This is a genomic window from Streptomyces sp. CG4 (assembly GCF_041080655.1).
In the GTDB taxonomy this organism is placed as follows: domain Bacteria; phylum Actinomycetota; class Actinomycetes; order Streptomycetales; family Streptomycetaceae; genus Streptomyces.
Genome location: NZ_CP163525.1, coordinates 5,673,119 through 5,684,966 on the forward strand (window position 1 = coordinate 5,673,119; position 11,848 = coordinate 5,684,966).

General features: G+C 70.4%; 11 protein-coding genes and 1 tRNA gene. 9 read left to right on the forward strand and 3 right to left on the reverse strand.

Features of this window, described 5'->3' with window-relative positions; translation table 11 throughout:
* The first annotated feature begins 214 nt into the window (after positions 1 to 214).
* Positions 215 to 3,031: a penicillin acylase family protein gene (locus tag AB5L52_RS25895; protein ID WP_351027859.1), complete on the forward strand. Its 2,817-nt coding sequence runs from the start codon at positions 215 to 217 to the stop codon at positions 3,029 to 3,031.
* Positions 3,032 to 3,104: 73 nt separating this feature from the next.
* Here the strand turns inward: AB5L52_RS25895 and AB5L52_RS25900 are convergent, their stop codons facing one another.
* Complete coding sequence (locus tag AB5L52_RS25900; RefSeq protein ID WP_369368971.1) at positions 3,105 to 3,686, reverse strand: 5-formyltetrahydrofolate cyclo-ligase; 582 nt, start codon at positions 3,684 to 3,686, stop codon at positions 3,105 to 3,107.
* 141 nt (positions 3,687 to 3,827) lie between these two features.
* On the opposite strand from AB5L52_RS25900, the gene galU reads away from it, so the two are divergent.
* The 7 genes from galU (at position 3,828) to AB5L52_RS25935 (ending at position 9,512) form a co-directional block, all read left to right on the forward strand.
* Positions 3,828 to 4,739: a UTP--glucose-1-phosphate uridylyltransferase GalU gene (galU, locus tag AB5L52_RS25905; protein ID WP_351027352.1), complete on the forward strand. Its 912-nt coding sequence runs from the start codon at positions 3,828 to 3,830 to the stop codon at positions 4,737 to 4,739.
* On the forward strand, positions 4,736 to 6,058 hold the full coding sequence (gene glp / locus AB5L52_RS25910; RefSeq protein WP_369366493.1) for a gephyrin-like molybdotransferase Glp: 1,323 nt from the start codon (positions 4,736 to 4,738) through the stop codon (positions 6,056 to 6,058). The genes galU and glp overlap by 4 nt, the downstream gene beginning before the upstream one ends.
* A gap of 132 nt (positions 6,059 to 6,190) precedes the next feature.
* Positions 6,191 to 6,670: a cyclic pyranopterin monophosphate synthase MoaC gene (moaC, locus tag AB5L52_RS25915; protein ID WP_351027356.1), complete on the forward strand. Its 480-nt coding sequence runs from the start codon at positions 6,191 to 6,193 to the stop codon at positions 6,668 to 6,670.
* On the forward strand, positions 6,667 to 7,167 hold the full coding sequence (locus tag AB5L52_RS25920) for a molybdenum cofactor biosynthesis protein B (protein ID WP_369366495.1): 501 nt from the start codon (positions 6,667 to 6,669) through the stop codon (positions 7,165 to 7,167). Before moaC ends, AB5L52_RS25920 begins: the two co-directional genes overlap by 4 nt.
* Before the next feature lie 20 nt (positions 7,168 to 7,187).
* Positions 7,188 to 7,892 (forward strand): GNAT family protein, encoded by a 705-nt coding sequence (locus AB5L52_RS25925; protein WP_351027360.1) that lies wholly within the window; start codon positions 7,188 to 7,190, stop codon positions 7,890 to 7,892.
* A gap of 185 nt (positions 7,893 to 8,077) precedes the next feature.
* Positions 8,078 to 9,313: a gephyrin-like molybdotransferase receptor GlpR gene (gene glpR, locus AB5L52_RS25930; protein ID WP_369366497.1), complete on the forward strand. Its 1,236-nt coding sequence runs from the start codon at positions 8,078 to 8,080 to the stop codon at positions 9,311 to 9,313.
* A 125-nt stretch (positions 9,314 to 9,438) separates the two neighbouring features.
* Positions 9,439 to 9,512: transfer RNA gene (locus AB5L52_RS25935), tRNA-Ala, on the forward strand.
* A 122-nt stretch (positions 9,513 to 9,634) separates the two neighbouring features.
* Here AB5L52_RS25935 and AB5L52_RS25940 read toward each other — a convergent pair.
* On the reverse strand, positions 9,635 to 10,111 hold the full coding sequence (locus AB5L52_RS25940) for a GNAT family N-acetyltransferase (protein ID WP_351027364.1): 477 nt from the start codon (positions 10,109 to 10,111) through the stop codon (positions 9,635 to 9,637).
* An 82-nt stretch (positions 10,112 to 10,193) separates the two neighbouring features.
* On the opposite strand from AB5L52_RS25940, the gene AB5L52_RS25945 reads away from it, so the two are divergent.
* Entirely contained in the window at positions 10,194 to 10,997 is an 804-nt protein-coding gene (locus tag AB5L52_RS25945) for an exodeoxyribonuclease III (RefSeq protein WP_369366499.1), read from the forward strand.
* 45 nt (positions 10,998 to 11,042) lie between these two features.
* Here the strand turns inward: AB5L52_RS25945 and AB5L52_RS25950 are convergent, their stop codons facing one another.
* Positions 11,043 to 11,678 (reverse strand): MerR family transcriptional regulator, encoded by a 636-nt coding sequence (locus AB5L52_RS25950; protein ID WP_369368972.1) that lies wholly within the window; start codon positions 11,676 to 11,678, stop codon positions 11,043 to 11,045.
* Positions 11,679 to 11,848 lie beyond the last annotated feature (170 nt).

Genomic DNA, 11,848 nt, shown 5'->3' on the forward strand with positions numbered 1-11,848 from the left:
ACCCGAGGCTGCGGCGCACCGCACCCAAGTACTTCGTTACCTTACCTAAGTCTTGACGCTTTCTTGACGCTCATGGAGGCAAGATCGAACGCTCGTACGCGCTGGTTCCCCACTCCGCGTCAAGCGGCACAGGGCCCTGCGCCTATGGTTGCTCCAGCGCTCATTCAAAGTCACAGCCCGACCTGCCGCTCGCGTTAGGACAGCAAGGACAGCGATGCCCCCCAACACCACCGCCACAACGGGTGACAAGCCCGCCAAGTCCGGCAGGAAGAAGGGGCGCAAAGCCCGATTGATCGTGCTGGTACTGGTACTGGCCATCATCGGGGGCATCGCCTACGGCGCCTACTGGTCGATCAGCACCGTGCGCGCCTCCTTCCCGCAGACCAAGGGCACGATCACGATCGAGGGCCTGTCGGGGCCGGTCGACGTCAAGCGGGACGGCAACGGCATCCCGCAGATCTACGCGTCGTCCGACGAGGACCTGTTCATGGCACAGGGCTATGTGCAGGCACAGGACCGGTTCTACGAGATGGACGTGCGCCGGCACATGACGTCCGGGCGCCTGTCGGAGATGTTCGGCAAGAGCCAGGTCAAGAGCGACGAGTTCCTGCGCACCCTCGGCTGGGACCGGATCGCCACGCAGGAGTACGACACCAAGCTGTCGGCCTCCACGAAGAAGTACCTCCAGGCGTACGCCAAGGGGGTCAACGCCTACCTTCAGGGCAAGGACGGCAAGGACATCTCCCTGGAGTACGCCGCCCTGGGCTTCACCAACGACTACAAGCCGCAGAAGTGGACCCCGGTCGACTCCGTCTCCTGGCTGAAGGCGATGGCCTGGGACCTGCGCGGCAACATGAAGGACGAGATCGACCGCGCGCTGATGACCAGCCGGCTCGGCCCGCAGCAGATCCAGGACCTGTACCCGGAGTACCCGTACAGCCGCAACAAGCCGATCGTCCAGGAAGGCCAGTACAGCCGGCTGGCCAAGTCCTTCCAGCAGAGCGGCGGCACGGGCACCTCCCAGCACACCGGTACGACGGGCGCGACCGGTACGACCGGCGGCGCCACGAGCGCCTCTGGGGGCACGAAGGGCGCGACCGGCTCCTCCGCCTCCTCCAAGACCGGATCGGCGCTCACAAGCCAGCTGGCGGGCCTCTACAAGGTCCTGGACAACGTCCCGACCGCCGTCGGCGTGAACGGCCAGGGCATCGGCTCCAACTCCTGGGTGGTGTCCGGGAAGTACACCATCACCAAGAAGCCGCTGCTCGCCAACGACCCGCACCTGTCGGCGTCGCTGCCGTCCGTCTGGTACCAGATGGGCCTGCACTGCCGCAGCGTCTCCAGCAAGTGCCAGTACGACGTGGCCGGCTACACCTTCGCCGGCATGCCCGGTGTGGTCATCGGCCACAACGCCGACATCGCCTGGGGCATGACCAACTCCGGGGTCGACGTCACCGACCTCTACCTGGAGAAGGTGAGCGCGAACGGCTACCTGTACGACGGCAAGGTCCGGCCGTTCACGACCCGCGAGGAGACCATCAACGTCGCCGGCGGCTCGCCCAAGACGATCGTCGTGCGCCAGACCCAGGACGGCATGCCACTGCTCTCCGACCGTGACGACGAACTCGTCCAGGTCGGCAAGCGGGCCACGGTCAACACCGCCGCGCCCGATCGTGGCGACGGCTACGGCATCGCCCTGAGGTGGACTGCGCTCGACCCGGGCACCGCCATGGACGCCGTCTTCGCCCTCGACAGGGCGGCCGACTGGAGCGAGTTCCGCCAGGCCGCCGCCCTCTTCGACGTGCCCTCGCAGAACCTCGTCTACGCCGACACCGCCGGCCACATCGGCTACACGCTGCCCGGCAAGATCCCCACCCGCTCCTCCGTCGACGACGGCTCCATCCCCGCGCCCGGCTGGGACTCGAAGTACCGCTGGACGGGCTTCGTCAAGCAGAACGAGCTGCCCTACGAGTTCGACCCCGAGCGCGGCTACATCGTCACCGCCAACCAGGCCGTGGTCGACAAGGACAAGTACCCGTACGCGCTCACCGCCGACTGGGGCTACGGCACCCGCAGCCAGCGCATCACCGACCTGATCGAGTCCAAGATCAAGGACGGCGGCAAGATCTCCACCGACGACATGCGGCAGATGCAGCTGGACAACAGCAGCGAGATCGCCAAGCTCCTGGTGCCCAAGCTGCTGAAGATCAACCTCAAGGACAAGAACGTCCGCGAGGCGCAGAAGCTGCTGGAGGGCTGGGACTACACCCAGGACGCCGACTCCGCGGCGGCCGCCTACTTCAACGCCGTCTGGCGCAACATCCTCAAGCTCGCCTTCGGCAACAAGCTCCCCAAGGAGCTGCGCGTCAACGGACAGTGCCTGTCCGTCCCCAAGATCGACAGCACCGGCCCGGTCGACGACAAGACCAAGGTGCGCGAGTGCGGCGAGCGCGACACCGACCAGGCGCAGCCGGACGGCGGGGACCGCTGGTTCGAGGTCGTGCGCACCCTGATGGACAAGCCGGACAGCGACTGGTGGAAGACGCCCGAGTCCCGCACCCGTCCCGCGGCGAACAACGTGGACCAGCTCTTCGCCCGCGCGATGATCGACGCCCGCTGGGAGCTGACCGCCAAGCTCGGCAAGGACATCGACACCTGGAGCTGGGGCCGGCTGCACCGCCTCTTCCTGAAGAACCAGACGCTCGGCACCGACGGTCCCCAGGTCCTGCAGTACATCCTCAACCGCGGTCCCTGGAAGCTCAGCGGCGGCGAGGCCACGGTGAACGCGACCGGCTGGAACGCCGCCGGCGGCTACAACGTCGTCTGGGTGCCCTCCATGCGGATGGTCGTCAACCTCGCCGACCTCGACAAGTCCAAGTGGATCAACCTGACCGGCGCCTCCGGACACGCCTTCAGCGCGCACTACACGGACCAGACGAGCCTGTGGGTCAAGGGCGAGCTGCTGCCCTGGTCGTTCTCGAGCCAGGCGGTCGACCAGAGCACGAGCGACACACTCGTCCTCAAGCCATGAGCCACTGACGGCACAGCTCGGAAAACGGCCCTCCACGCGCACGCGTGGAGGGCCGTTTTCCTGCCGCGTCCGGTCAGGCGCTGGGGAAGCGGCGCACGCCGGAGGGCGTCACCACCGCGTGCACCGGCTTGTCGTGCGCCTCCGCCGGGACGTGCGCGACGACCTCCGCGTCGTACAGGAGCACCACGAGCCGGGGGCGTGCGCCCGCACGCTCCAGACGAGCCAGCACGCGGTCGTACGACCCTCCGCCGCGCCCCAGGCGCATCCCGCGTGCATCGACCGCGAGCCCGGGCAGCAGGACGACGTCCGCGTCCGTTACGGCGTCAGGGCCGAGGCGCGCGCCCGAGGGTTCGAAAAGCGCCATTTTCCCGCCGTGTTGGACCCGCGCGAGGGAGTCCGGGCCGGTGTACTCGCCCCAGTCCAGGTCGTTGTCGGGCAGGAGCGCGGGGAGCAGGACCCGTACGCCCCGCGCGCGCAGCGCGTCCAGTAGCGCCCGCGTGCCGGGCTCGCTCCCCACGGAGACGTACGCCGCCACCGTGCGCGCACGTGCCAGCTCGGGCAGCTCCAGCGCACGCTCCGCCAGTGCGCGCCCTGTCGCGTCGACGTCATCCTGTGTCAACCTGTTCCTCACCGAGAGGAACTCCCGCCGCAACATGCGCTTGTCAGGCTCGCTCGTGCGTCCGTTGTGTTCCACGGGTCGTTTCTCGCGCCCTTCTTGATTGTTCAATGCGGTCATAAAGGGTCAACCAACCGGAGTCACAGTTTTCCTACAAAGACACCGGATATGGTGGCGGACATGACTCAGTCGCACCCCAGGATCAGTAAGGCTGTCATTCCCGCAGCAGGTCTCGGGACTCGGTTTCTGCCGGCCACCAAGGCCACTCCCAAGGAGATGCTGCCGGTCGTCGACAAGCCCGCGATCCAGTACGTGGTCGAGGAGGCCGTGTCGGCGGGGCTCGACGACGTCCTCATGATCACCGGACGCAACAAGCGCCCGCTCGAGGACCACTTCGACCGCAATTACGAGCTGGAGTCGGCCCTGCAGAAGAAGGGCGACGCCGACCGGCTGACCAAGGTGCGGGAGTCCAGCGACCTGGCGACCATGCACTACGTGCGCCAGGGCGACCCCAGGGGTCTCGGGCACGCCGTGCTGTGCGCCGCCCCGCACGTCGGCCGCGAGCCCTTCGCGGTGCTCCTGGGTGACGACCTGATCGACCCGCGCGATCCGCTCCTCCAGCGCATGATCGAGGTCCAGGAACGGCACGGCGGCAGTGTGATCGCCCTCATGCAGGTCGCGCCCGAGCAGATCCACCTCTACGGCTGCGCGGCCGTGGAGACGACCGCCGACGGCGACGTGGTCAAGGTGACCGGGCTGGTCGAGAAGCCGGACCGGGCGGACGCCCCGTCGGCCTATGCGATCATCGGCCGCTACGTCCTGGACCCGCACATCTTCGACATACTTCGCAAGACCGAGCCGGGCCGCGGCGGCGAGATCCAGCTCACCGACGCCCTCCAGCAGCTCGCGACGGACGAGAAGGTCGGCGGCCCGGTGCACGGCGTCGTCTTCGAGGGCCGCCGCTATGACACCGGTGACCGTGGCGACTATCTGCGTGCCATTGTCAGACTCGCGTGCGAACGTGAAGACCTGGGCCCGGACTTCCGGACCTGGCTTCGCAGTTTCGTAGCCGAGGAGATGCAGCAATCTTGAGCAGCGCCGCGACCCGCCCCGCCGGCCCGGACCACCTGTGGTCGGTGGACGAACACCTGGAGGACATCCTCGAGACCGTCCGCCCCCTCGAACCCATCGAGCTGCAACTGCTCGACGCCCAGGGCTGCGTCCTGGTCGACGACGTCACGGTGCCGGTGTCCCTGCCGCCGTTCGACAACAGCTCCATGGACGGGTACGCGGTGCGAGTCGCGGACGTCGCGGGCGCCGGCGAGGAGTTCCCGGCCGTCCTGGAGGTCGTGGGCGACGTCGCGGCGGGCGCGGCCGACCCGGTCCGGGTCGGCCCCGGCCAGGCCGCCCGCATCATGACCGGTGCCCAGCTGCCGCCCGGCGCCGAGGCCGTGGTCCCCGTCGAGTGGACCGACGGCGGGCTCGGCGAGGGTCCGGTCACCGGCATGCGGGCCGGCAGCCTGGCCCCCGAGGGCGCCGCGGGACACGTGCGCGTGCACCGCCCCGCCGAGGCGCGCGCGCACGTGCGCGCCAAGGGCAGCGATGTGAAGGCCGGCGACCGCGCCCTGGAGGCCGGGACGGTCCTCGGCCCGCCGCAGATCGCGCTGCTGGCCGCGATCGGCCGCGGCACGGTACGCGTGCGCCCGCGCCCGCGCGTGGTCGTCCTGTCCACGGGCAGCGAACTCGTCCAGCCCGGCGAGCAACTGGCCCACGGCCAGATCTACGACTCCAACAGCTTCTCCCTCACCGCCGCCGCGCGGGACGCCGGCGCCATCGCCTACCGCGTGGGCGCGGTCGCCGACGACGCCGAGACCCTCCGCGCCACCATCGAGGACCAGCTCGTCCGCGCCGACCTGCTGGTGACCACGGGAGGGGTGAGCGTCGGGGCGTACGACGTCGTCAAGGAAGCGCTGTCGCACGTCGGCGACGAGGACGAGGCGGGCAGCGGCGTGGAGTTCCGCAAGCTCGCCATGCAGCCCGGCAAGCCGCAGGGCTTCGGCTCCGTCGGCCCCGACCACACACCGCTGCTGGCCCTGCCGGGCAACCCGGTGTCGTCGTACGTGTCCTTCGAGCTGTTCGTCCGTCCCGCCATCCGCGCCCTGATGGGCCTGCCGGAGGTGCACCGGCCCAGGGCCCGGGCCACCCTGAAGGCGGACAAGGCGCTGCGCTCGCCCAAGGGGCGCCGGCAGTTCCTGCGTGGTGCCTACGCCGACGGCGACGTGACCCCCGTCGGCGGTTCCGGCTCGCATCTGATCGCGGCGCTGGCGCATGCCGATGCGCTGATCGTCGTCCCCGAGGACGTGGACTGTGTCGAGCCCGGCGCCGAGGTGGAGGTCGTGCTGCTCGGCTGAGGCACGCGCGCGTGCGTCGGGCCCCCGCCGGGGTCCTGGGCCGGTGCCTGCGCGGACATGGCGGTACCGTGTCGCGCACAACAGGCCCGTGCACCGCACCGTGACGGGCCCGGACCGGGAGCGGCACACAGCATGAGTACGCAGGACGGACTGACACACATCGACGAGGCGGGCGCGGCCCGCATGGTCGACGTATCCGAGAAGGACGTGACCGCGCGCACCGCCCGTGCCAGCGGGCGCGTCCTCGTCTCACCCCGCGTGGTCGAGCTGCTGCGCGGCGGAGGAGTGCCCAAGGGGGACGCCCTCGCCACGGCGCGTATCGCCGGCATCATGGGCGCCAAGCGCACCCCGGATCTGATCCCGCTGTGCCACCCGTTGTCGGTGTCCGGTGTGAAACTGGACCTGTCGGTCGCGGACGACGCTGTGGAGATCCAGGCCACCGTGAAGACGACGGACCGTACGGGTGTCGAGATGGAGGCCCTCACCGCTGTGACGGTCGCCGCGCTCACCGTGATCGACATGGTCAAGGCGGTCGACAAGGGAGCGGTCATCACGGACGTGCGGGTGGAGGAGAAGACGGGCGGCAAGTCGGGCGACTGGAGCCGGGCATGACCTACCGTGCTCTGGTGGTCACCGCCTCGAACAGGGCTGCCGCGGGCGTCTACGAGGACAAGGGCGGCCCCTTGATCGCCCGCGGCCTGAAGGGCTGCGGGTTCGACGTCGACGGCCCCCAGGTCGTCCCGGACGGGGACCCTGTGGAGGCGGCCCTGCGCGCGGGGGTCGACGCCGGGTACGACGCCATCGTCACCACCGGCGGCACCGGGATCTCGCCCACCGACCGCACGCCGGAGGCGACCCGCGCGGTGATCGACCGCGAGGTGCCGGGCATCGCGGAGGCCATCCGGGCGTTCGGGCGGGAGAAGGTCCCGACCGCGGCGCTCTCGCGAGGCCTGGCCGGGGTGGCCGGGCGGACCCTGATCGTCAATCTGCCGGGTTCCACGGGCGGGGTGAAGGACGGCCTCGCCGTGCTGGAACCCCTGCTGATCCACGCCGTCGACCAGATCCGCGGCGGCGACCACCCCAGACCCAGTAGCGGGGGTGCGAGCTGAACACCCCATCCTGGCCCGTCGTGCTGGCGGACGGTGATGTCGTCCTTCGGCCGATAAGGCTGCGCGACCAGCGGGCCTGGCGCGAGGTGAACCGGCGCAACCGGGACTGGCTGCGCCCCTGGGAGGCGACCATTCCGCCGCCCACGCCGAGCGGACCGATAACGCACCGGCCGACCTATCGCCAGATGGTCCGGCACCTGCGTTCCGAGGCCAACGCGGGCCGGATGCTGCCGTTCGTCATCGAATACCAGGGGCGGCTCGTCGGGCAGTTGACGGTCGCCGGGATCACCTGGGGATCGATGTGCTCGGGGCACATCGGTTACTGGGTGGACGAGGCGGTGGCCGGGCGCGGGGTGATGCCGACGGCTGTCGCGCTCGTGGTGGACCACTGTTTCCACACCGTGGGACTGCACCGCATCGAGGTCTGCATTCGTCCCGAGAACCGGCCCAGCCGCCGGGTCGTGGAGAAACTCGGATTTCGCGAGGAGGGGCTCCGGCCGCGCTATCTCCACATCGACGGGGCGTGGCGCGACCACGTGGTGTTCGCGCTCACCGCGGAAGAGGTGCCCGACGGGTTGCTCGCGCGGTGGCAGCGGGCACGCTCTCGGGGAGAGCGGCGCACCGGGCGTACGGACGACGGAGGGGGCACGAGTGGTGCTTCGGGGGCGCCGGGCGCACCCGGCCCGGCGCGCAATCCGCAGAACACGCCGGGGAATCCCGCCTAGCCCCGGAAATTGAATATGTGTTCGAAATTGATCGGATGTCGACCGTCTCGGGGCACTGAATTGGCGGCTGCGGCAGCCCGTTGATCGCATCGATCGCAAAAAAAGCTGGAAATATCAGCCAGATCGTGCGACACACCGGCCCAATTGGCGGATGGCCTCGCGCAAACCCCTCTACGGTGTGAGGCGTGAGCAGCAGCGGCCTCATCTACGCAGTCATTGTCGGGGCCTGGGCCGCCTACTTGGTGCCGATGTGGCTCCGTAGGCAGGACGAGCTGAACGAGGCCCGTCCGACGGAACGCTTCAGCACCGCCATCCGGCTGCTGTCCGGAAGGGCGGGAATGGAGCGCCGGTACGCCAAGGACCTGCGGGCGCGCTCCGCCCAGGAGGGGGAGCCGGAAACCGGTGACCCGGACGCCGTCACCGATTCGGTGGACGTCCGGGCGTTCGCCATGCCTCCGACCCGCCGTCAGGTGCACGTGGACGGCGAACCGGAGGCGCCCGGGAGGGCGGAACCGGCACGCGAACAGGCCGCCTCGCCGGCGCCCAGGTCCGCGTCCGCATCCGGCCCCGCGTCCGCATCCGGCCCCGCGTCCGCGTCCGGCTCCGCGCCCGCGGCGAAGCAGGTGCCGTCCGAGCGGCGCGCTTCCTCGGCACAGGCGGCCGCAGCGCGTGCCCGGCGCTCGAAGGTCCTCGCACGCCGTAGGCGCACCACCGTGATGCTCTTCTTCGCCTTCACACTGGGCGCCGTCGTCGCCGCCGTCGGCGGGCTCGCCTTCCTGTGGGTGCCCGCGGTGCCGGCCGTGCTGCTCAGCGTGTACATCGCGTACCTGCGCTCCCAGGAGCGCCGTCGCTTCGCCTACCAGATGGACCGCCGGCGCGCCGAGGTGGCGGCCCAGCGGCTGCGGGAGCGTGAGCGTCAGCCGCGTCGGCGCGCGTCCCTCGACACGCGCCCCGGCGCGGACGAATCGGAGGACGTCTCGGAGGCCGAGACGGACACCGGTCTGGCCGCGCTCGCCGCGGACCGGCGCGCACTGGTCGAGCAGACGGATCATGCGGAGTGGGTCGACCAGCAGCGCGAGCGGCAGCGGCGGCCCGGCGGGGACAGCTGGGACCCGGTGCCGGTGCCGCTGCCGACGTACGTGACCGCGCCGGTCGCGCCGCGTGCCAGCTCCGACGTGGATCTGGGGGCGCCCGACACATGGAGTTCGGCGCGGTCCAGCTCGGTCGTGCCGGAGCGCGAGGCGAGCCGGGCGCCGGCGGGCGAGGCGGACGGGCAGGCGCCCGCGGCCGGGGGCAACCCGGCCGGCGGCCGCAGCGACGCGCGCCGCTCGGCCTCCGCGCGCCGGGCGCGCGAGCGCGGACGCACGCCCCTCTTCGATCAGTACGAGGACGGTGACCGCCCGCGCGCGGCCAACGAGTGACCCCGCTCCCGCCCTCCCCGGTGCGCCCCGGACCGTGTGCCCCCTGCGCAAACCCTCGCCGTGACCAGTGAGGGAGCGGATTTCCAAGCACCCCGATCGGGATGCTAAAGTTTCACTCGTTGCAAGGGCCTGTGGCGCAGTCCGGTAGCGCACCTCGTTCGCATCGAGGGGGCCAGGGGTTCAAATCCCCTCAGGTCCACGCAGCATGGAGCCCCTGTCGGCAGTAGCCGACAGGGGCTCCATCGTTTGTGCGCTCGCTCGCGGCTCGTGGGGCGGGCCCGCCGGGGTTCAAGCGGGCCCGGTGTGATCCGAGTTACAGACTCAGAGTGCCTTCGCGAAGCAACGGCTCTCCTCGTAGTGGCGGTAATAGCCGAACTTGATGCAGGGTTCGTAGCCGCTGGAGGTGTACAGGGCGATGGCCTCCGGCTGCTTGGTGCCCGTCTCCAGGACCATGCGGAGGCGGCCGGCGGCGCGGGCGTCCTCCTCCAGGGCCGTGAGCATGCGGCGCGCGAGACCCCGTCCGCGCATCTCGGCGACCACGTACATGCGCTTGAGTTCGGCGTCGCCGTCCCTGTTGCCCTCGCCGTTGTGGTCCTGGCTGCGCCAGCCGCCGGTCGCGACGGGGCGGTCGTGCTCGTCGTACGCGATCAGATATACGCCCCGGGGTGGGTCGAAGTCGGTGGCGTCGAGGGTCGTGGCGTCGCCGCCGTCGCCGTAGCGCACGTGGTACTCGGCCTGGACCTCGTTGTTGAGCTTGACGGCGTCGGGGTGATCGAAGCGAACCGGGCGTATATTCATGCGAGGCATCGTACTTCTATGCAGGACGTGATCGTCGGGCTGTGCGGGTGGACCTGGTCCAGTGTGCCGGTATCGTGCCCTGGTGCTGACTGTGACCTCGGTGAACGTGAACGGACTGCGAGCCGCCGCCAAGAAGGGCTTCGTGGAGTGGCTCGCGCGGACTTCCGCGGACGTCGTCTGCCTGCAGGAGGTGCGGGCCGAACCGCACCAGCTGCCCGAGCAGGTGCGGCAGCCCGACGGCTGGCACGTCGTGCACGCCCCGGCCGCCGCCAAGGGGCGCGCGGGCGTCTCCCTCTACATGCGGCGCGAGCCCGACCGCGTCCGGGTCGGGTTCGGCTCGGCCGAGTTCGACGGCAGTGGACGCTATGTCGAGGCCGACCTGCCCGGCGTCACGGTCGCCTCCCTGTATCTGCCCTCCGGTGAGGTGGGCACCGAGCGGCAGGACGAGAAGATCCGCTTCATGGGGGAGTTCCTCACCCATCTCCAGGCGCTGCGCGAGCGGGCCGCCGCCGACGGCCGCGAGGTGGTCGTCTGCGGCGACTGGAACATCGCCCACCAGCAGGCCGACCTGAAGAACTGGCGCGGCAACACCAAGAACTCCGGCTTCCTGCCCGAGGAGCGGGAGTGGCTCGGCCGGGTGTTCGCCGCCGAGGAGGGCGGCTACGTCGACGTCGTACGCGCCCTGCACCCCGAGGCCGAGGGTCCGTACACCTGGTGGTCGTACCGCGGGCGGGCCTTCGACAACGACTCCGGCTGGCGCATCGACTACCACGTCGCCACGCCCGGTCTCGCCGGCAAGGCCGTCAAGGGCTTGGTCGAGCGCGCGGCCACGCACGCCGAGCGCTGGTCCGACCATGCGCCCGTGACGGTCGTCTACGACCTGTAGATACGTGCTGTAGACGTGCGCCTCGTCCGATGCGCCGGGGCGCGTTCAAGAGTTCTGCGCGCCTGTCTCCTTGTTGAGGCGGCGGTCCATGGCCAGGGACAGTTCCGCCTCCACCACGCTGCGGGCCAGGGGGCGCAGGCGGTGGAGGTCCTCTTCGGGAGCGTGGCGCAGGATCAGGTCGGAGAAGAGCGCAGCCAAGGCGTCGGCGTGTTCGCGGACGCGGGCGGCGGCCGTGAGGACCTCGCCGAGCGGGATGCCCTCGCGGACCAGCGCGGAGGAGACGTCCAGCAGGCGGCGGCTGATGTGGACGATCTCGTCGCCGTCGGTGCCCAGGTAGCCCAGTTCCATGGCGGCGGCGAGGTTCTCGGGGGTCACCTCGCCCTCGAAGCGGGCCGCGAGTTCCTCCGGGGTGAGGTGGACCGGCTCCTCCTCGGTGGGGCCGCCGACGCCGAGGAGGTCGGCGACATCGCGGCCGTGGTCGAAGGCCTCGGCCAGTTCGGCGATGCCGTTGAGGGTGTGGCCGCGCTCCAGCAGGGCGGCGATGGTGCGCAGACGGGCCAGGTGATGGTCGTCGTACCAGGCGATACGGCCCTCACGGCGGGGCGGCGGGATCAGCTTGCGCTCGCGGTAGAAGCGCAGCGTGCGCACGGTGATGCCGGCCAGGCGCGCCAGCTCCTCCATGCGGTACTCGCGCGGTGCCTGCGGCCGTACCTCCGGGTGTTCTGCGTCCTCTGCCACGCCCGCAGCCTATGTTGTACCGCCGGTAACTTTCCCTTGCCGACCCCTACCGCTCGGTAGGGAGCTGCTCTACAGTCCCATTGCGCCAGTGTTCACTGGCAGGGTCCAAGGTG

Excerpts from the sequence above, each read along its gene's own strand:
- AB5L52_RS25895 (WP_351027859.1), top strand. The coding sequence starts at position 215 with ATGCCCCCCAACACCACCGCCACAACGGGTGACAAGCCCGCCAAGTCC.
- AB5L52_RS25900 (WP_369368971.1), bottom strand. The coding sequence starts at position 3,686 with ATGTTGCGGCGGGAGTTCCTCTCGGTGAGGAACAGGTTGACACAGGAT.
- galU (WP_351027352.1), top strand. The coding sequence starts at position 3,828 with ATGACTCAGTCGCACCCCAGGATCAGTAAGGCTGTCATTCCCGCAGCA.
- moaC (WP_351027356.1), top strand. The coding sequence starts at position 6,191 with ATGAGTACGCAGGACGGACTGACACACATCGACGAGGCGGGCGCGGCC.
- AB5L52_RS25920 (WP_369366495.1), top strand. The coding sequence starts at position 6,667 with ATGACCTACCGTGCTCTGGTGGTCACCGCCTCGAACAGGGCTGCCGCG.
- AB5L52_RS25940 (WP_351027364.1), bottom strand. The coding sequence starts at position 10,111 with ATGAATATACGCCCGGTTCGCTTCGATCACCCCGACGCCGTCAAGCTC.
- AB5L52_RS25950 (WP_369368972.1), bottom strand. The coding sequence starts at position 11,678 with ATGGAGGAGCTGGCGCGCCTGGCCGGCATCACCGTGCGCACGCTGCGC.